This is a genomic window from Polaribacter butkevichii, from assembly GCF_038024105.1.
GTDB classification, from domain to species: domain Bacteria; phylum Bacteroidota; class Bacteroidia; order Flavobacteriales; family Flavobacteriaceae; genus Polaribacter; species Polaribacter butkevichii.
In genome coordinates, this window is record NZ_CP150661.1 from 904,922 (window position 1) to 923,643 (window position 18,722).

The following is an 18,722-nucleotide window of genomic DNA, read 5'->3' on the forward strand; positions in this document are numbered from 1 at the left end:
AATTAATTGTATCACAAATAAAAAAACTATGAAAGAAAAATATATTTTCCTCATGATCATCCTTTCCTCTTTTACTTTTATTTCTTGTGAAAAAGAAGATACTACACCTTCTTGTGTTTCTACTAATGTAGTAGATAAAACATTTCCTGCTAAAAAATTAAAAGTAAATGAAGCTAATGAAATAGAATTTGAAATTTTAAATGATTGTAATGCTAATTATACCATTTTTGATTATGAAATTTCTGGAGACATAAAAAATATAGGAATAGAAGGATTAACAAAAAACAAACTTATTACTTCTAAAAAACTAACATTTAAAGTAATTGTTTTCCCAATAACTACTGGTTATAAAACAATCGGTTTTTCTATTAGAACTGATAGAGGCCAAATGGCCGTTTCTGTTGGTATAGATGTAGGTTATTAATTGAATTTTATATCAACGAAAAAAAGCTCAAGTTTAATACTTGAGCTTTTTGTTTATTGAATGAGATTTCTACTTCAGAAAAAAGAAATCAAATTTTTATAACCTGTTTAATAAATCAGCTTTTTTATTTTCAAATTCTTCAACAGAAAGAATTCCTTTGTCTTTTAAACCTGCTAATTTTTCAATTTTTACAAAAATATCTTCTTCAAAAGCACTGTTGTTTGTATTATTAATTTCTTGTATTGGAGCATCAATAACTGGTGCAACCGTATTTTCTACAACATTTTTTTGCGCTTCGTTATTCTGAATTGGTTGTGATTTCTGAATGGTATCTCCACCCGAAACAATTGGTAAGGAACCTAAATTTACATTACCATATTGACTTGTAAAGGTTACAGAATAGTTACCACCTTGTTGTTGACCTACACCACCAATATTATTGTCTAAAGTATCAAATACAGTAACTTTTCCGTTTTCCTTAATTGCCAAACGGTGAATGTCATTAAAAATGGCATAGCTCGTTCCATTTTGACTACCAGTAGAATTAGGAAAACCTAAATCTCCCCACCAATTGCCAGAAAATCCTCCTTGTTGATTTTCTAATTTAGGTAAAGGTTTGTATTGTATAGCACCTTGGTGTATTAGATTAGATAAATCTACACAAAGACCATCTACCAAATATTTAAGATTATTATTAAACATATCACCCACCATGGTCATACCTCCTTGCATCCACTGTCCGCCTCCACCTAACTCAGGTATATTAAACTGTGCCATAGAGCCATTGCTACTCATAAGTCTTTGTGTTAAATCTGTAACAGCATTCGCGCTTATGCCGTATTTATTGGCTACGTTCATTATGTTCTGAAAACTAGCGTCTGTGAATATTGTATTCATAATTCTATGTGGTATTTTCCTTAATTGAGTTAAACTTTTTTGTAAAACAATTTTACTACAAAGGTAGACTATAGTACAATCAATAGAACTATTTTAACTACAATAATTAGCAGATTTACAAGGCTATTTATGTAGTATTAAATAGGTTAGCTATTTCACTTTATTACTTACTTTTTTTATAAAATATATTGAAAAAAGCCATACTTTCTCTATTTAAAGAAAAAAAGCAGATAAAACTACACACAAATTAAAAGAGGAAAATAAATTTCTACCTGTTGTTTTTAAAAATAAGGTGAATTTAAAATGAAACTTTGCAATCTTACGTTAAAAATTTCGCCTACATATTTACTTTTTCTATAAAAAAAAGGAATACATTACAAAATTTCTATCATAATAGTCTAAGTTACGATTGTAGTGGAATTTCTGGTAATTTATTTTTAAAACTCGGAGCATTGTCTCTGTAAGAAACCAGTTTCTTTTTAGATACAAGTACAATTAAATCTTCACTTAAAGTAAACAAGCAACCTGTTCTAAATTTATTTAATAGTAAACTTTCTAATTCTGATTTTAATTCTTCTAAAGAAAATTGTTTAAACGTATTGTCTTCTTCATGACGGTATTTTAATTCAAAAACATCTTTACCATCAACCTTAAATAAACGCACATATACATTTAACAACCCTTCACTTTTTCTAATAGGCTTGCTCAATGTTAGTTTTACAAACTCATCATTGAGAAGGCTTTGTTGTAATCTTTCAAAAAAATTATTAAAATCGTTCATACTGCAAATATAAAAAACGCCACTATAAAGTGGCGTTTTCTGTAGTATATATTTTGGTTTTAGACTTTTTACTTTATTAAAAGAAAAAAGACCTCAACTTAAAATGTTATTATCCTTTAAAAACAATTTTACGCATACGTAAGCTTTCTGGAGTAACTTCTAAATACTCATCAGCTTTAATATATTCCATGTTTTCTTCTAAAGAGAAATCAATTTTCGGAGCAATTTTCATAGCATCATCTGTACCAGATTTACGCATGTTTGTCAATTGCTTTCCTTTAATTAAATTTACTGCCATATCATCTGACTTAGAGTTTTCTCCAATCACCTGACCTACATAAATTTCTTGATTAATATCAATAAAGAAAACACCTCTATCTTGTAAACGGTTTAATGCATATGCTGTTGCTTTACCTGCTGCAGAAGAAACAATTGCTCCTTTTACTTCTTCAGTAAAGTCTCCTTTATAAGGTCCATATTCACTAAATCGGTGGTTAATAATAGCAGTACCACCAGTAGCTGTTAAAATTTTATTTCTTAAACCTATTAAACCTCTAGAAGGAATAGAAAACTCTAAATGTTGTAAATCTCCTTTTGGTTCCATTACTAACATATCACCTTTTCTAAGAGATACTAAGTTAATTGCTTTAGAAGCCATTTCTTCTGGTACATCAATAGACAATGTTTCCATTGGCTCATGTTTCTTACCATCAATTTCTTTAATAATTACTTGTGGTCTTCCCACTTGTAATTCATATCCTTCTCTACGCATTGTTTCAATCAATACAGATAAGTGTAAAACTCCACGTCCAAAAACGTTAAATTTATCTTCACTATCCGTAGTTTCTACTTTTAATGCAAGGTTTTTTTCTAATTCTTTAAATAAACGATCTCTTAAGTGACGAGATGTTACATATTTACCTTCTTTACCAAAGAAAGGAGAATTGTTAATTGTAAACAACATACTCATAGTAGGTTGATCAATTTCTGTTCTTGGTAATGCTTCAGGGTTTTCTAAATCTGCAATTGTATCACCAATTTCAAATCCTTCTAAACCAGTAATAGCACAAATATCTCCACAAGGTACTTTATCTACTTGTAATTTACCCATTCCTTCGAATACGTGTAATTCTTTAATTCTTACTTTTTTAGTAGAACCATCAGCTTTACATAACATGTATTCTTTACCAACTTCTAAATCTCCTCTAAATACACGTCCAATAGCAATTCTTCCTGTAAATTTAGAAAAATCTAAAGAAGTAATTTGCATTTGTGCTGTACCTTCGTTGTATTTTGTTGCAGGAATAGATTCTAAAACAGCATCTAATAAAGGAATGATGTTATCAGTTTCATTTCTCCAATCAGTACTCATCCAGTTGTTCTTTGCAGAACCATACACTGTAGTAAAGTCTAATTGCTCTTCTGTAGCTTCTAAAGCAAACATTAAATCAAAAACCTTTTCATGAACAATATCAGGCGTACAGTTTTCTTTATCTACTTTGTTTACAACTACAATAGGAGTTAACCCTAATTCTAAGGCTTTACCTAATACAAAACGAGTTTGTGGCATTGGCCCTTCAAATGCATCCACTAATAATAAAACACCATCAGCCATTTTTAATACACGCTCTACTTCTCCACCAAAATCGGCGTGACCAGGAGTATCAATTACGTTAATTTTTGTTTCTTTGTAGTGCACAGAAACGTTTTTAGAAAGAATTGTAATTCCTCTTTCACGTTCTAAGTCGTTATTATCTAACAATAAATCTGTACGTTCTTTACGATCGTCTAAGATTTTAGCTTGATCTATAATTTTATCTACTAACGTTGTCTTTCCGTGATCGACATGGGCTATAATAGCGATATTTCTAATTGGTTGCATTTATGTATTCTTAAATTTCGTGCAAAAGTAGTGTTTTTAGTTTAAAGATTTCATTCAATCTAAAAAACTTTAACTATCTCAGCGTTAAAAAGGTATATGATAATTCATTTTTATTCTAATTTATTAAAAGCAACCTCCTTTTAAATTTACGATTTTTGCCTTAAAATGATGATTAGATAAAACCTCAATTGCTTTAGCACTTCTCACACCTGATTGACAATATACCACTAAATCTTTATTTAGAGGCACCTCATCTAAACGTTGTAATAATTCGCCCAAAGGAATATGTTGCCCTCCAATATGATATTTTTCTCTTTCCCAAATTTCTCGCACATCTAATAAATTATATTTTTCTTTATTTTTTTGAAGTTCTTCTAAAGAAATTTCTTCTTTGAATAAAATTCCGCAGAAAAAATCATAATCGGTTTCTAAAGCAGTAACGTTGGTTTTACTTTCTTTTTCATATTTCAGTATCATTTGATTCATTTGTAAAGCATCATAAACCAATAATTTATTTGCTAAAATGGCTCCTATTCCGCATATTATTTTTATAACTTCATTTGCTTGTAAACTTCCTATAATTCCGGGTAACACGCCTAAAACTCCTATTTCTGAACAATTAGGAGATTCGTTTGGTTTTGGTGGTGTTGGATACAAACATCTATACGTGCCACTTCCTTTATAATTAAACACACTTACCTGACCTTCAAATTTAAAAATAGCGCCATACACTAAAGGTTTATTGGTGATAACAGCCGCATCGTTTGCTAAATAACGTGTAGAAAAATTATCACTCCCGTCTACAATAATATCATAATTAGTGAATACTAAAATGGCATTTTCTTTGGTCAATTTCTCTTGATACACCTTAAAATTCACAAACGGATTTAATTTTGATAATCGCTTTGCGGCAGTTTCTGCTTTTGACGCTCCAATATCATCAACTGTATATAAAATCTGACGTTGTAAATTACTTTGATCTACCACATCATCATCAATTATACCAATAGTGCCAACACCTGCAGCAGTTAAATATTGTAAAACAGGGCAACCTAATCCGCCAGCTCCGATGACTAAAACCTTGGCTTTTTTAAGTTTCAATTGTCCTTCCACTCCTATTTCATTTAAAATTAAATGACGATTGTATTGCTTTTTTTCTTCTGATGTTAGCATGATAATTATACGTTAAACGTGAACTTCATAATTTGAAATTCGTAATTCGTAATTCCTAATTGATAATTGATAATTGATTACTTAAAGTGTTCCCAATCTTTCCAAACTACTTCTAAATCTTGGTTTTTTAACATTTGTACAACGTCTTCAGTACTTCTTTCATCAGAAATTTCGAATTGTTCTAAAGATTGTGGTTCTACCGTATAACCTCCAGGATTTGTCTTTGATTCTGCACTGATTGAGGTAATGCCTAAATTAACAATATGATTTCTAAACACTTCACTTTCTCTGGTAGACATCGATAATTCTATGTCTTCATCAAACAAACGAAACGCACAAATTAACTGTACTAAGTCTGAATCTGTCATTTCCACTTTTGGTTCTAATCCGCCAGAATGCGGACGTAATCTTGGAAATGAAATCGAATACTTGGTTTTCCAATACGTTTTTTGTAAATATTTTAAATGCAAAGCTGTAAAAAAACTATCCGCTCGCCAATCTTCTAAGCCGAATAAAGCACCCAAACCAATTTTATGAATTCCTGCTTTCCCTAAACGATCTGGCGTATCTAAACGATAATCGAAATTAGATTTTTTTCCCTTCGGATGGTGTTTTTTATACTCGTCTCTGTGATAGGTTTCTTGATACACCAAAACAGCATACAATCCGTTTTCTACCAACAGCTCATATTCATCTTGGTTTAAAGGCTGAACTTCAATAGAAATATTAGAAAATTGAGAACGAATGATTTGAATGGCATTTTTAATGTACTCAACTCCTACCGTTTTATTTGCTTCTCCTGTAACCAATAAAATATGATCATATCCTTTCGCTTTTAAAAAAGCGACTTCCTTTAAAATTTCTGCATCTGTTAACGTGCGCCTTGGAATTTTGTTGGTCATACTAAAACCGCAATACGTACAAATATTCTGGCATTCGTTACTCAAATACATTGGCACATACATTTGCATAGTATTACCAAAACGCTTCTTAGTTAACAACTGACTTTTATGCGCCATTTCTTCTAAAAATGGTTTTGCAGCAGGAGAAATTAAGGCTTTAAAATCTTCTAAATCTAGTTTATCTTTTAATAAAGCTTGTTTTACCTCAACAGCTGTTTTATCAAAAATACTTTTTAGGCTAAAATCCCAATTATAGGTATCGAAAAGTTCTTTAAAATGACTCATAGTTTAGCTTAAAAAACTCGTTAACGGACTACTGGCAATTGCCATTTCACTTCTCGGAGCCAATTTTGCTTCAAACGCCATTCTTCCTGCTTCAACCGCCATTTTAAAGGCTTTTGCCATCGCTATTGGGTTCTGAGAAACCGCAATTGCCGTATTTACCAAAACAGCATCTGCACCTAATTCCATCGCATACGCAGCGTGAGATGGCGCACCAATACCAGCATCTACAATTACAGGCACGTTAGATTGTTCTATAATAATGTCTAAAAAATCGACTGTTTTTAATCCTTTGTTACTTCCAATTGGCGCTCCCAAAGGCATTACACATTGCACACCAACATCTTCTAATCGTTTACATAAAACAGGATCTGCATGAATGTACGGCATCACTACAAAACCGAGTTTCACCAATTCTTCTGCTGCTTTTAGCGTTTCTATAGGATCTGGCAATAAGTATCTTGGATCTGGATGAATTTCTAATTTTACCCAATTGGTTTCTAAAGCTTCTCTAGACAATTCGGCAGCAAAAACGGCTTCTTTTGCGGTTCTTACTCCAGAGGTATTGGGTAATAAGTTGATATGTTGATGGTTTAAATGTGATAAAATATCATCTTCCTCATCCTGAACATCTACCCTTTTTAAAGCAACTGTTATCAACTCACTTTCGGAAGCCAATAATGCTTCTTTCATTAATTTTGATGAACTAAACTTTCCTGTTCCGGTAAACAAACGAGAAGTAAATTCTTTGTCTGCTATTTTTAATTTTTGACTCATTTTTTTATTGTTTTTAATTGATGTCCGTTCGAGTGCAGTTGAGAACTCTTAATAATTCCGTTAAACTAAGAACCGCTCAAAAACTACGTTTTCTACTTTCAATTAAAATATATTTTAATTTTAGTAATGCTCGAGGAGACATATCAATTTTTAGTTTAAAATTTCTTGAAATTTAGCAATACTAGTTACATCTTTTGTGATTGCCCCAGAAATTGCAATTCCGTAAATACCTGTATTTGTAATTTTTGCAACGTCTTTTAAAACAATTCCGCCAATGGCTATTATTGGAGTTTCAGTTTGTAATTCTTCTAATAGATTTTTATATCCTTCGACACCTAAAACCGGACTTAAATGCTGTTTTGTTTCGGTAAACTGATAAGGGCCTAAACCAATATAATCTACTTTTTTATCTAGTAGATTTCTGCAATCTTCTAATGTATTTGCTGTTCCTCCAATAATATAAGACGTTCCTAAAAAAGCACGAACTTTTGAAGGGCATTCATCTGTTTTTCCTAAATGAACGCCGTCTGCTTTTATTTCTTTGGCAGCCTTGTAATGATCGTTTATAATTAATTTGGCTTTAAAGCGGGTTGTTATTTCTCTTGCTTCTTTTGCCGTTTCTAAAATAGTTTTAGCATCGCTGTTTTTTAAACGTAATTGCACCCAATCTGCACCAGCAACACACGCTTTTTGTATGTTTTCTAAATGTTCTTTGGGCGTTTCTCCTTGCGATATATAGTGTAATTTATGAATCATTTGTTTTGATAATTATGCGTTCCTAATAAAGATTCGTTAGAACTTAAAAACTGTTCTGTGTACAATTTTGTATTTTTACAAGCGTCTTCTAAAGGAATCTCTTTTGATAAATTTGCCGCTAATGCAGCGGATAAAACACAACCACTGCCATGTTTTTCAAAAATGGGTTTTGTTGTTATTGGAGGAATATTGAGTTTTACAATTTTACTGTAATACACCTCATCCCAACCTTTTTTATCGATTCTGTGTCCTCCTTTTAGATAGATATTTGTTTTTTCTGATATAAATTCGATGGTTTCTTCAATGCTTTTATCTGGAAACAATGCTTTTATTTCATCGTAATTTGGTGTGATGAAAGAACAGTTTTGTAATACTTTTTCAAAAGTCTCTAAATCTTGAATCGTATGAAAAGTAAAACCAGCACTTGCTTTTAAAATAGGATCTAAGACTATTTTTATATCCGGATTTAACTTTTTTAGAGTCAGAATTATTGCTAATAAAACTTTCCAAGATTGAATGATTCCTATTTTTACAACAGGAATTGAAAAGCGTTTAAAAAGTTGTTGTATCTGACTTAATATTACTTTTTTTGGTATCCAAACACAGTCTGTAAATTCTACATCATTCTGAACCGTAACAGCAGTACACACCGATACCCCGTATAACTGATGCGCCTCAAATGTTTTGATATCCGACGTGATTCCTGCTCCGCTGGATGGGTCTAAACCTGCAATGGTGAGTATGTAGTTTTTAGTTTTCAAACTTCTTATTTCTTCCTTTTAATTCCGTTTTGTTTTTTTTAAAATAATTCGTGTTTTGCAAATGTTTTTTCCATACATTTTTATTCCGTTACCATTTCATAAAAACACTCGAACTGACAAATGTTCAATTCCAATGAACTGTCATTGCGAGGACGAAGGACGTGGCAATCTATATCTAATACATCTTCCAAATTCTTCAATCTAAATGACTTTTAATTTATTTAGTTCTCGACTGCGCTCGAACTGACAATTGGATTCTTGTTCTCGATACATTTTTATTCCGTTACCACTTCATAAAAACACTCGAACTGACAAACGTTCAATTCCAATGAACTGTCATTGCGAGGACGAAGGACGTGACAATCTATATTTAATACATCTTCCAAATTCTTCAATCTAAATGACTTTTAATTTATTTAGTTCTCAACTGCGCTCGAACTGACAATTGGATTCTTGTTCTCTATACATTTTTATTCCGTTACCACTTCATAAAAACACTCGAACTGACAAACATTCAATTCCAATGAACTGTCATTGCGAGGACGAAGGACGTGGCAATCTATATCTAATACATCTTCCAAATTCTTCAATCTAAATGACTTTTAATTTTTTTAGTTCTCGACTGCGCTCGAACTGACAATTGTATTCTTGTTCTCGATACATTTTTATTTCGCTCTCACTTTATAAAAACACTCGAACTGACAAACATTCAATTCCAATGAACTGTCATTGCGAGGACGAAGGACGTGGCAATCTATATTTAATACATCTTCCTAATTCTTCAATCTAAATGACTTTTAATTTTTTTAGTTCTCGACTGCGCTCGAACTGACAATTGTATTCTTGTTCTCGATACATTTTTATTTCGCTCTCACTTTATAAAAACACTCGAACTGACAAACATTCAATTCCAATGAACTGTCATTGCGAGGACGAAGGACGTGGCAATCTATATTTAATACATCTTCCTAATTCTTCAATCTAAATGACTTTTAATTTATTTAGTTCTCGACTGCGCTCGAACTGACAATTGTATTCTTGTTCTCGATACATTTTTATTCCGTTATCACTGCATAAAAACACTCGAACTGACAGACAATTATTCAAATACACAACAAACAGATTCCTTCTTTCGTTCCTCAATCGGAATGACATTTCATTAAACTAACGAATAATACTTATCTTTTATACTTTTAAAACTCTCTACCGGATTCTCTGCATTCCAAACGCCACCTAAAACACCAATACCCTTAAAACCTAGTTGTAACGTTTCTTGTATTGTTTCAGAATTAATTCCGCCCATGCCAACAATTTTTTTACCAATATCGTTTACATCAAAACCTTTGCCTTCGTATCCTTCTTTAGAAATCGATGAAAAAACCGGACTTAATAAATGGTAATCGAATTCGAAATAACAATCCTTTAAAACTTTTGGCTCATGAAAAGAAGAACTAATTGTTTTACCATACATGTTTAACGTTTTAAAGTACTCACTCGGATTATCGATATAATCTATGCGTTTTTGCTCTTGAAAATGAATGCCTTTTAAATTAAAATCGTTTATTAATTCATGATGATAATGCACTACAATTCTGTTGTGGTATTCTTTATCTATTCGATTTAAATACGCAACGTGTTCTTCGTAGTTTTTCTCGGGTTTTCTAAAATGATAAAAACGCAAACCATGTTCGAATAACTGGTTTAGTATGTCAATTTCATTAGGAATATCTTTTTCTGGTGCAATAAGAACTATCATATTTTTTATAATTGAATTAACAGATTACTTCGTCGTTCCTCCTCGTAATGACAATATTTTTTAACTACTAGTAATGACGTATCCGTTGGTTGAGTTAGGGATTACAGTGGCATCCTTTTGCTGTCAGTTCGAGTGAATTTATACAGTGGAACGGAATAAATTTGTATCGAGAACAAGCAAAAGATATAACGGAAAGCCCGACCACGCTTTTTTTCTAAGCGTGGGAACTTCCTAATTATATTATAAATACACTTCTGATCCTTTTTCTTTAAATTCTTTCGATTTTTCTTCGAAACCTTTTGCAATCACTTCATTGTCTACAATGTCGTTTTCGGCAGCAAAGTCTCTTACTTCTTGAGAAATTTTCATAGAACAGAATTTCGGTCCGCACATAGAACAAAAATGCGCCACTTTTGCGCCGTCTGCAGGCAAGGTTTCATCATGGTATTCTAAAGCACGCTCTGGATCGAGTCCTAAATTGAATTGATCGTGCCAACGGAACTCAAAACGCGCCATACTTAAGGCGTTATCTCTATGCTGAGCCCCCGGATGTCCTTTTGCCAAATCTGCTGCGTGCGCTGCCAATTTATAGGTAACAACCCCCACACGAACGTCTTCTTTATTAGGCAAACCTAAGTGTTCTTTTGGCGTTACGTAACACAACATGGCACAACCAAACCAACCAATCATAGCGGCTCCAATACCTGATGTTATATGATCGTAACCTGGTGCAATGTCTGTTGTTAAAGGGCCTAATGTGTAAAAAGGAGCTTCGTCGCAAACCTCAATTTGCTTTTCCATATTTTCTTTAATCATGTGCATTGGCACGTGACCTGGACCTTCTATAAAACACTGTACTTCGTGCTTACGAGCAATCTGAGTTAATTCGCCTAAAGTCTCTAATTCGGCAAACTGTGCTTCGTCATTTGCATCTGCAACAGACCCCGGACGTAATCCATCACCTAAAGAAAAAGCAACATCGTATTGTTTTAAAATCTCACAAATATCTTCGAAATGTGTGTATAAAAAGCTTTCTTTATGATGCGCCAAACACCATTTTGCCATGATAGAACCACCTCGAGAAACAATACCTGTAACACGTTTTGCGGTCATGGGTACGTAACGCAACAACACACCTGCGTGAATGGTAAAATAATCGACTCCTTGTTCTGCTTGCTCTATTAACGTATCACGGAAAATCTCCCACGTTAAATCTTCTGCAACGCCGTTTACTTTTTCTAAGGCTTGATAAATTGGCACCGTACCAATTGGCACTGGAGAATTACGAACAATCCACTCGCGCGTTTCGTGAATATTTTGTCCTGTAGATAAATCCATGATATTATCTGCGCCCCAACGACATGCCCAAACTGCTTTTTCTACTTCTTCTTCTATGGATGAAGTAGTTGCCGAATTACCAATGTTTGCATTAATCTTAACCAAGAAGTTTCTACCTAAAATCATAGGTTCTGCTTCTGGATGATTGATATTTGAAGGAATTACCGCACGACCTCTTGCTACTTCTGAACGTACAAATTCGGCAGTAATTTTTTCTGGAATAGAAGCGCCAAAGTGCTCGCCTTTGTGCTGCTTTCTAATCTCTGTCATTTCATCTATTCGTTGGTTTTCTCGAATAGCAATGTACTCCATCTCTGGCGTAATAATTCCTTTTTTAGCGTAGTGTAATTGGGTTACGTTTTCTCCTTTTTTAGCACGTAAAGGCTTTTTTAATAAAGAAAAACGCATGTGGTCTAAACTTTTATCGTTTAAACGTTGGTTGCAATATTCCGAAGAAAACTCTTCTAATTGCTCTACGTTGTTTCGGTCTAAAATCCATTGTTCACGAATTCTTTCAATTCCTTTATGAACGTTAATTTCTTTATTAGGGTCTGTGTAAGGCCCAGAAGTATCATACACAGTTACAGGTTCATTTGGCGTTTTCTTTTTTGTCATAGAATCTGTAGTATCGCTTAATGCAATTTCTCGCATAGCCACCTTAATCTGTGGATGAATTTTACCTGATACATACACTTTTGTAGAATTAGGAAACGGATTTCTTGTAATTCCGTTTTGCTTTGGTGCGGTGTCTTTACTTTTCATAATTATAGTTAGATCAATTAAATAGTTTGTTTTTTAAATGTTTAACTATTACCCACCTTGTGTGGATTTAATAATTAAAACTTCATCACTATTTTGAAGTAACCGTAAAGACCAATCGCTTTTTTTAACTACACTGCCATTTATAGCAACAGCAATTCCGTTTGTCTTTATTTCTAAAAAACGAATTAATTCTGCTAACGCTAAAGTTTCTGAAAATTGATGATTTTCTTGGTTTACTTTTATAGTAATCATATTTTTTAAATATTTACTGTAAACCGTAGAGAGGTAGTTTTGTATAACTAAATCTAAGCAACTTTTTCCTACGTTGGTATTAACCAAATCAGGTTCTAAGGATTTTTCTCAAACTAATTTAATAGCTACTCCTAAAGTTTACTTTACAAATGTATTGTATTATTTGAATATAAAAGAAGTTTTAAGCTTTAATTCTAAAAGATTTTTTAAACCTACTATAATTAAGCCTGTTTTTTATCATTTGGCAAATCGTCTTGAAATGCAGAAGGTAAAATATCTGGAATTAATTTTATTAAAAGCGGTAATAACAAAGCCCCACCAGGTAATAAAAACACCGCTAAAGAAGGAACTGCTTTACAAATATCTAATAACTGAACTTTAATTTTCTCTTTTTCTTCTTCAGATAAATTAGAATGTGTTGCTTTCTTTATTAAAAAAACAGCCTCTTTACTTTGCCTTAGTTCTAACGCAAGTCTTTGCTTATTTCTAATAAGCAATAGTTTTATTTCTTCTAAACTTGTCATTATAATTTCCTCCTCTTTCTTTCTGTTTTTAACAGGTTTAACTCTCTACTTGTTTGTCCGGAAACCGATGTATTTTCTTCTGCTCTTCTAATTAAATAAGGCATTACATCTCTTACAGGACCAAAAGGAAGATACTTTGCTACGTTATAGCCTTGATTGGCTAAATTGTAACTAATATGATCGCTCATACCAAATAATTGTCCGAACCAAAGGCGATTATCATTTTCTTTAATTCCATACTTTTTGGCTAAGTCCATTAACAAATAAGAACTTTCTTCATTATGTGTTCCTGCAAATAAGGCCATTTTAGGATGCTCCATCATGTATTTTATACAGGTATCATAATTGATATCTGTAGCTTGTTTGTCTTTACAAATTGGTGATGGATAGCCTTTTTCTTCGGCTCTTTCTCTTTCTTTTTCCATATAAGCACCTCTAACGACTTTCATGCCGATATAAAATCCTTTCTGTTTTGCCTTTTCATGCAATGCTTTAAGATAGTCCATTCTGTCATGCTTATACATTTGTAAGGTATTAAAAACAATGGCTTTTTCTTTGTTGTAGATTTCCATTAATTCTTCTATTAACTCATCAGCAGCTTTTTGCATCCAGCTTTCTTCTGCATCAATTAATAAAGGAACGTCTTTTTTTACAGCCAATTCACATACTTTATGAAAACGTGCTACTACTCTATTCCACTCTTCTTGTTCTTCTGTAGTTAACTCTTTTGCTTCGGATATTTTTTGAAACAACCCAAAACGACCAAAACCAGAGGGTTTAAATACCGCATAAGGAATGGATTGTTTTTCTTCACAGAAATTAAGAATTTTTAAGATCTTTTCTAAAGCTCCATCAAAACTTACTTCTTTGTCTTGCCCTTCTACAGAATAATCTAAAACACTATGTACGTTTCCGTTTGCATACATGTTATCTATAATAGGCATACAATCGTCTTCTGTTACACCTCCACAAAAATGATCGAAAACCGTAGATCGTATAAGACCTTCTACCGGTAAATGAACTTTTAACGCAAAATTAGTTACCGCGCTACCAATTCTTACCATGGGTTCGTTTTGTATCATTTTAAACAAAAAATAAGCGCGTTCTAATTGAGAATCTGATTTTAAAGCAAAAGCTACTTCTGTATTATCAAAAAGTTTCATACTATATCGTTTTAGTAGAAACAAATATAACTATAGAATGGTAATAATTGAATATTTTATTTTTAATTTGCACACTTAATAATTTAGCAATGAAAACTATTCAAGCAGTAACATATCCTGTTCATTTTCAGAACAAAGCATACCAAGAACTTTCTAATTTAATTGAGACTAATAACTACTCTACACTCTTTATTTTGGTTGATGAGAATACTTTAGAGCATTGTTATCCGAAATTTATACCCAATTTAGAGACCGATAAACGTATTGAACTTATAGAAATTGAGTCTGGAGAAATTAATAAAAACTTAGAAACTTGTGTTGGCGTTTGGAATGCAATTACCGAATTAGGTGGGGATAGAAAAAGTTTAATGATTACTTTAGGTGGTGGCGTAATTACAGATTTAGGTGGTTTTGTTGCTTCTTGTTTTAAACGCGGAATTGACTTTATAAACATACCAACTACATTATTATCTATGGTTGATGCTTCTGTTGGAGGAAAAACTGGAGTTGATTTAGGCGTGTTAAAAAATCAGATAGGATTGTTTGCAAATCCGGAAATGGTGATTGTTGATACAGATTATTTAACCACTGTTTCTAAAAGAGAAATTAAATCTGGTACCGCAGAAATACTTAAATACGGAATCACTTACGACCTTAAACTATTTAAAGAGATAAAGAACAGTAAAGAGCTGGATATAAATAAGTTAATACACCGTTCTGTATCCATAAAAAATGAAGTGGTTTTACAAGATCCGAAAGAACAAGGCTTACGAAAAATTTTAAATTTTGGACATACCTTAGGGCACGCTATTGAGTCTTTTTATCTAGAATCTGAAGACAAAGAAAACCTAACACACGGAGAAGCAATTGCCATAGGTATGGTTTGTGAGTGTTTTATGTCTTCTAAATTATTAGGTTTCCCTAGCGAAAAAGTAAGTGAAGTAAAAGAGGTGGTTTTATCAATTTATAATAAAACAAATCTTTTAAAAGAAGATTTTTCTGCCATCATGGAAATGTTAAAACATGATAAGAAAAACGTAAACGGACAAGTAAATTTTGTTTTACTAAACGATTATGAAGATTATAAAATAGACTGTAAAGTACCCGAAGAATTAATTATTGAGAGTATGGAGTTTTATAATTCTTAAAAATAACTTTAGGACTTGAGGACTTAAGACTTAGGACTTAGGACTTAGGACTTAGGACTTAAGACTTAGGACTTAGGACTTAGGACAAATTGCAATATTCAATGATAAAACAAAAAAGGATAATTAATATGAAAAATTAATTATCCTTTTTTGCTCTGTATGTCCAAACAAGGGGTCTTAAGAAATTTTCCAATCGTCAATAAAATCTTTAACCACCTCTATACTACAAACTCTATCAGCTTTTATATCTTCTTCAGCTTCTGCTATGTCTTTGTTTGCATGTATTTGCTGCTTAAACATATTATATAACCCCTGTAAGGAAGTTTCATCTTCATTTTGAATAAGCTCTAACATTTCTTTACGCATTTCTAAGGTGCTCATAACGATTGTTTTATTTAGTAAATATAAGAATTTTCATCAATAATTATTCCTATTGGCAATTAACACAAAAAATCCTTTCAACTTTTTAACAGCTGAAAGGATTAATATGATTTATTTTAATACGAGTCTTTAAAACTCTTTCTTACCAAATTCACTATCAATAAATTTCGATTTATTTTTAGCTGCATTAAACGTATATGATAAATTTAAAGAAACCATATCTACTTCATATCTATAATTTGTAGTGGTATAAAAATTACTTCCCGATGTTGTTATACGTTGCTCATTGGTTTTTAATAAGCCCATATCCATATTTTGCCATTGTAAAGTAGCTGTTAATCTATCGTCCATAAACTTTTTTCTAAACGTTAAGTTTGGAGAGTAAAAACGAGAATCTTCACCCATTGCTGTATTTCTATCAGACAAATAATTAAAGGTAAACTGTAGCATCGCATTTTCCCAGAAATTATAGGTGGAGTTTAAGTTAAAAGAATAAATGGTAGATTTAGAATCAATATCATAACTTCTGTCAATACCATCTCTATGATTAAAGTTTAAAACACCATCAATGGCATAATTATACACATTTACACCTATGGTATTGGTCCAGTTATGAGTTGGTTTAATGGTTGCTCCAATTTCTAAACCAACAGCATTACTTTTACCTACATTAGAATATACTCTATTAATTACACTATCTATAATTGCGCCACTTTTCTCATAAGCCAACGTGTTTACACGGTTAATAACGTTATCTACATGTCTAAAATAAGCCGTTGCATACACAGCGTTCCCTCCTTTTAATTTTTTAGTAATTCCTAATTCTACTAAATCGATAAACTCTGGTAACAACTCATTGTCTCCTTGTTCAAAAACTTCAGAATGCTCACGTTCTGCAAAACTATTCATCTTAAAAGTAGTAGTTCTTTCTACCCTTTTACTATAAGCCGTTTTTATATTCGTTTTATCGTTAATTTTATATTGTAAAGATGCAGAAGGAAATAACTTTACAAAATCGTAATTATATACATTCTCATTTGCTTCACTTCTTAAAGCCTCCTTATACACTCTATCCATAGATTCTAAACGAACTCCCGCAGCATAATCCCATTTACTTTTAGAACCTGTTACTTGTGCATACCCAGAATGAATAGTTCTTTTTAAACTAACATCACTAGAAAATTCAGGAACTATATCACTTTCGGTAAAATTTGAAACTATATTTGAGTTTCTAAAATATTCAAAGGTACCCGTATGGTCTAAATCTCTAAATTGATATCCTGTTTCTAAAGTTCCAAAAGAAAAAGGTTTCCATTGGTAATCTAAGTTAAAACGTGTTCCGTATAAAGGATTATCATTGGTATTATATTCTCTCTGATAAACGATATTATTATCAGGATTCCCTAAATTATCATTTTCTGTTGGACCTCCTAAAAAAGTATATTCATATAAAATTGATGCAGAAAGCTTAGATGCATTATCAAACTTGTGTGCATAATCAAAACTACCCAAAGCAAAATCACCTTTTCTTGTTCTTAAGTTATGGTTGTAATAAGAAAAAGTATACAAACGATTGTCACTTCCAATCGGAGAAATAGCATGATTATCTGTATAAATAATATCTGCCAAACGATCTTTGGTACGTTTCCCTGCAAAAAGACCAATCGAATAACTATCCGATTTATTTGGAGTATAATCTACATTAAAACGTCCGTTATAAGTAACTTCATCAAAACTACGCTCACCATCCGAAGGTAAAAAAGTTGTTTTATTTTCTGGAGCATTTACAATGTACATATCTCCTTCTCTTCTACCCGTTTTATCATTTCTTTGGTAACTAGCACCCACAGAAATATTCCAATTATCTGTTCTTTTATTTACAGTAGCATCAATTCCGTATCTCTTTGCCGCTACCTTTGTATCATACTCTTCTATCGAAGGAAATCCACCACGAACATTTACTTGTGCATATGTTCCGTTGATTGCCCCTTTTTTAGTGATGATGTTTAAGATTCCACCCTTTCCTTCCGGATCATACTTTGCAGAAGGCGCTGTAATTAACTCTACACTTTCTAAAGCATTTGCAGGCAATTGTGCTAAAATAATACTTGCATCACCTTGCGTTGGTTTTCCGTTGATTAAAACCGTAAAACCTTTACTACCTCTTACACTTATATCACCTAAACCATCTACAGTAATAGAAGGTAAGTTTTTAACCACGTCTACCGCATTTCCACCAACAGTGCTTTGGTATTTTTTAGTATCAAAAACTTGTCGGTCTATTTTATGTACCACTGCACTTCTTTCGGATTTTACAACAACTTCATTTAATTGATTTCCAGTTCCTAAAATTAGCGCTATCGTTCCTACATTTTTTCTCTCACCTTTTTTATTGATTACAACCGGCTTAATTGTTTTAATTTGATACCCAATAAAAGAAGCTTCTAAATAATAGTTTCCTGGCTTAACATTTTCTATAGAAAATAAACCCTCTAAATTAGTTACAACACCTGTTACCAGTGTTTTATTACTGGAGTTATACAAAGCTAATGTTGCATATTCTAAAGGAGAATTGTCTTCTGAATCTGTTATTTTACCAGTTAATTGAGCAGTAGCAACCTGACTTGCAATAAGCGCGAGTACTAAAAATACACATTTTTTAAATTTCATTGAAATTGGTTTTTATCTAAGTTATAATTTGGTTTAATTATATTATGAAGTGGTTAGACTAAATAAACAAATAAGGTTTCATGGGTTTCATTT

Annotated in this window: 17 protein-coding genes and 1 riboswitch; of the genes, 2 read left to right on the plus strand and 15 right to left on the minus strand. The window is 32.2% G+C overall.

The features are described from left to right. Positions 1-28: 28 nt before the first annotated feature. Positions 29-424: a hypothetical protein gene (locus WG951_RS03550; RefSeq protein ID WP_105048826.1), complete on the plus strand. Its 396-nt coding sequence runs from the start codon at positions 29-31 to the stop codon at positions 422-424. Between the two features lie 96 nt (positions 425-520). Here the strand turns inward: WG951_RS03550 and WG951_RS03555 are convergent, their stop codons facing one another. The 13 genes from WG951_RS03555 to WG951_RS03615 all read right to left on the minus strand — a co-directional run bounded on the left by WG951_RS03555 (position 521) and on the right by WG951_RS03615 (position 14,430). Beyond that, complete coding sequence (locus WG951_RS03555; protein WP_105048827.1) at positions 521-1,321, minus strand: SHOCT domain-containing protein; 801 nt, start codon at positions 1,319-1,321, stop codon at positions 521-523. A 403-nt stretch (positions 1,322-1,724) separates the two neighbouring features. Next, complete coding sequence (locus WG951_RS03560; RefSeq protein ID WP_105048828.1) at positions 1,725-2,102, minus strand: hypothetical protein; 378 nt, start codon at positions 2,100-2,102, stop codon at positions 1,725-1,727. Between the two features lie 109 nt (positions 2,103-2,211). Then, a complete protein-coding gene (typA, locus tag WG951_RS03565; protein WP_105048829.1) occupies positions 2,212-3,984 on the minus strand; it encodes a translational GTPase TypA in 1,773 nt (590 codons plus the stop codon). Positions 3,985-4,107: 123 nt separating this feature from the next. Next, positions 4,108-5,160, minus strand: a complete 1,053-nt coding sequence (moeB, locus tag WG951_RS03570; protein WP_105048830.1) for a molybdopterin-synthase adenylyltransferase MoeB — start codon at positions 5,158-5,160, stop codon at positions 4,108-4,110. A gap of 74 nt (positions 5,161-5,234) precedes the next feature. Further along, the gene (gene thiH, locus WG951_RS03575; RefSeq protein ID WP_105048831.1) at positions 5,235-6,344 is read right to left on the minus strand and encodes a 2-iminoacetate synthase ThiH; all 1,110 of its coding nucleotides are present in this window, start codon (positions 6,342-6,344) and stop codon (positions 5,235-5,237) included. A gap of 3 nt (positions 6,345-6,347) precedes the next feature. Next, positions 6,348-7,118, minus strand: a complete 771-nt coding sequence (locus tag WG951_RS03580; protein WP_105048832.1) for a thiazole synthase — start codon at positions 7,116-7,118, stop codon at positions 6,348-6,350. Between the two features lie 150 nt (positions 7,119-7,268). Next, positions 7,269-7,874 (minus strand): thiamine phosphate synthase, encoded by a 606-nt coding sequence (gene thiE, locus WG951_RS03585; RefSeq protein WP_105048833.1) that lies wholly within the window; start codon positions 7,872-7,874, stop codon positions 7,269-7,271. Then, entirely contained in the window at positions 7,871-8,635 is a 765-nt protein-coding gene (locus WG951_RS03590; RefSeq protein WP_105048834.1) for a hydroxymethylpyrimidine/phosphomethylpyrimidine kinase, read from the minus strand. The genes thiE and WG951_RS03590 overlap by 4 nt, the downstream gene beginning before the upstream one ends. A gap of 1,159 nt (positions 8,636-9,794) precedes the next feature. Further along, positions 9,795-10,391, minus strand: a complete 597-nt coding sequence (locus WG951_RS03595; protein WP_105048835.1) for a thiamine phosphate synthase — start codon at positions 10,389-10,391, stop codon at positions 9,795-9,797. 240 nt (positions 10,392-10,631) lie between these two features. Further along, positions 10,632-12,491, minus strand: coding sequence for a phosphomethylpyrimidine synthase ThiC (gene thiC, locus WG951_RS03600; protein ID WP_105048836.1), 1,860 nt, complete (start codon positions 12,489-12,491; stop codon positions 10,632-10,634). 48 nt (positions 12,492-12,539) lie between these two features. Beyond that, positions 12,540-12,743 (minus strand): sulfur carrier protein ThiS, encoded by a 204-nt coding sequence (gene thiS, locus WG951_RS03605; protein WP_100945111.1) that lies wholly within the window; start codon positions 12,741-12,743, stop codon positions 12,540-12,542. A 48-nt stretch (positions 12,744-12,791) separates the two neighbouring features. Further along, positions 12,792-12,886: riboswitch (TPP riboswitch) on the minus strand. 78 nt (positions 12,887-12,964) lie between these two features. Continuing rightward, complete coding sequence (locus WG951_RS03610) at positions 12,965-13,267, minus strand: LETM1 domain-containing protein (RefSeq protein ID WP_105048837.1); 303 nt, start codon at positions 13,265-13,267, stop codon at positions 12,965-12,967. Further along, positions 13,267-14,430 carry a proline dehydrogenase family protein gene (locus WG951_RS03615; RefSeq protein ID WP_105048838.1) on the minus strand — a complete coding sequence of 388 codons (1,164 nt, stop codon included), beginning with the start codon at positions 14,428-14,430 and terminating at the stop codon, positions 13,267-13,269. Before WG951_RS03615 ends, WG951_RS03610 begins: the two co-directional genes overlap by 1 nt. 89 nt (positions 14,431-14,519) lie before the next feature. Here WG951_RS03615 and aroB point away from each other — a divergent pair, with 89 nt between their 5' ends. Further along, positions 14,520-15,578: a 3-dehydroquinate synthase gene (aroB, locus tag WG951_RS03620; RefSeq protein WP_105048839.1), complete on the plus strand. Its 1,059-nt coding sequence runs from the start codon at positions 14,520-14,522 to the stop codon at positions 15,576-15,578. A 177-nt stretch (positions 15,579-15,755) separates the two neighbouring features. On the opposite strand, the gene WG951_RS03625 is transcribed toward aroB, so the two are convergent. Together WG951_RS03625 and WG951_RS03630 are read right to left on the minus strand one after the other, a co-directional pair. Next, positions 15,756-15,959 (minus strand): hypothetical protein, encoded by a 204-nt coding sequence (locus tag WG951_RS03625; protein WP_105048840.1) that lies wholly within the window; start codon positions 15,957-15,959, stop codon positions 15,756-15,758. Between the two features lie 129 nt (positions 15,960-16,088). Beyond that, positions 16,089-18,629, minus strand: coding sequence for an outer membrane beta-barrel protein (locus WG951_RS03630; RefSeq protein ID WP_105048841.1), 2,541 nt, complete (start codon positions 18,627-18,629; stop codon positions 16,089-16,091). Between the last annotated feature and the right edge of the window lie 93 nt (positions 18,630-18,722).

What these genes read in the sequence shown, in the direction of transcription:
- thiS (WP_100945111.1), bottom strand. Translation starts at nt 12,743, where the DNA reads ATGATTACTATAAAAGTAAACCAAGAAAATCATCAATTTTCAGAAACT.
- WG951_RS03610 (WP_105048837.1), bottom strand. Translation starts at nt 13,267, where the DNA reads ATGACAAGTTTAGAAGAAATAAAACTATTGCTTATTAGAAATAAGCAA.
- WG951_RS03615 (WP_105048838.1), bottom strand. Translation starts at nt 14,430, where the DNA reads ATGAAACTTTTTGATAATACAGAAGTAGCTTTTGCTTTAAAATCAGAT.
- WG951_RS03560 (WP_105048828.1), bottom strand. Translation starts at nt 2,102, where the DNA reads ATGAACGATTTTAATAATTTTTTTGAAAGATTACAACAAAGCCTTCTC.
- thiE (WP_105048833.1), bottom strand. Translation starts at nt 7,874, where the DNA reads ATGATTCATAAATTACACTATATATCGCAAGGAGAAACGCCCAAAGAA.
- WG951_RS03580 (WP_105048832.1), bottom strand. Translation starts at nt 7,118, where the DNA reads ATGAGTCAAAAATTAAAAATAGCAGACAAAGAATTTACTTCTCGTTTG.
- WG951_RS03550 (WP_105048826.1), top strand. Translation starts at nt 29, where the DNA reads ATGAAAGAAAAATATATTTTCCTCATGATCATCCTTTCCTCTTTTACT.
- thiH (WP_105048831.1), bottom strand. Translation starts at nt 6,344, where the DNA reads ATGAGTCATTTTAAAGAACTTTTCGATACCTATAATTGGGATTTTAGC.
- typA (WP_105048829.1), bottom strand. Translation starts at nt 3,984, where the DNA reads ATGCAACCAATTAGAAATATCGCTATTATAGCCCATGTCGATCACGGA.
- WG951_RS03595 (WP_105048835.1), bottom strand. Translation starts at nt 10,391, where the DNA reads ATGATAGTTCTTATTGCACCAGAAAAAGATATTCCTAATGAAATTGAC.
- aroB (WP_105048839.1), top strand. Translation starts at nt 14,520, where the DNA reads ATGAAAACTATTCAAGCAGTAACATATCCTGTTCATTTTCAGAACAAA.
- thiC (WP_105048836.1), bottom strand. Translation starts at nt 12,491, where the DNA reads ATGAAAAGTAAAGACACCGCACCAAAGCAAAACGGAATTACAAGAAAT.
- WG951_RS03630 (WP_105048841.1), bottom strand. Translation starts at nt 18,629, where the DNA reads ATGAAATTTAAAAAATGTGTATTTTTAGTACTCGCGCTTATTGCAAGT.
- WG951_RS03555 (WP_105048827.1), bottom strand. Translation starts at nt 1,321, where the DNA reads ATGAATACAATATTCACAGACGCTAGTTTTCAGAACATAATGAACGTA.
- WG951_RS03625 (WP_105048840.1), bottom strand. Translation starts at nt 15,959, where the DNA reads ATGAGCACCTTAGAAATGCGTAAAGAAATGTTAGAGCTTATTCAAAAT.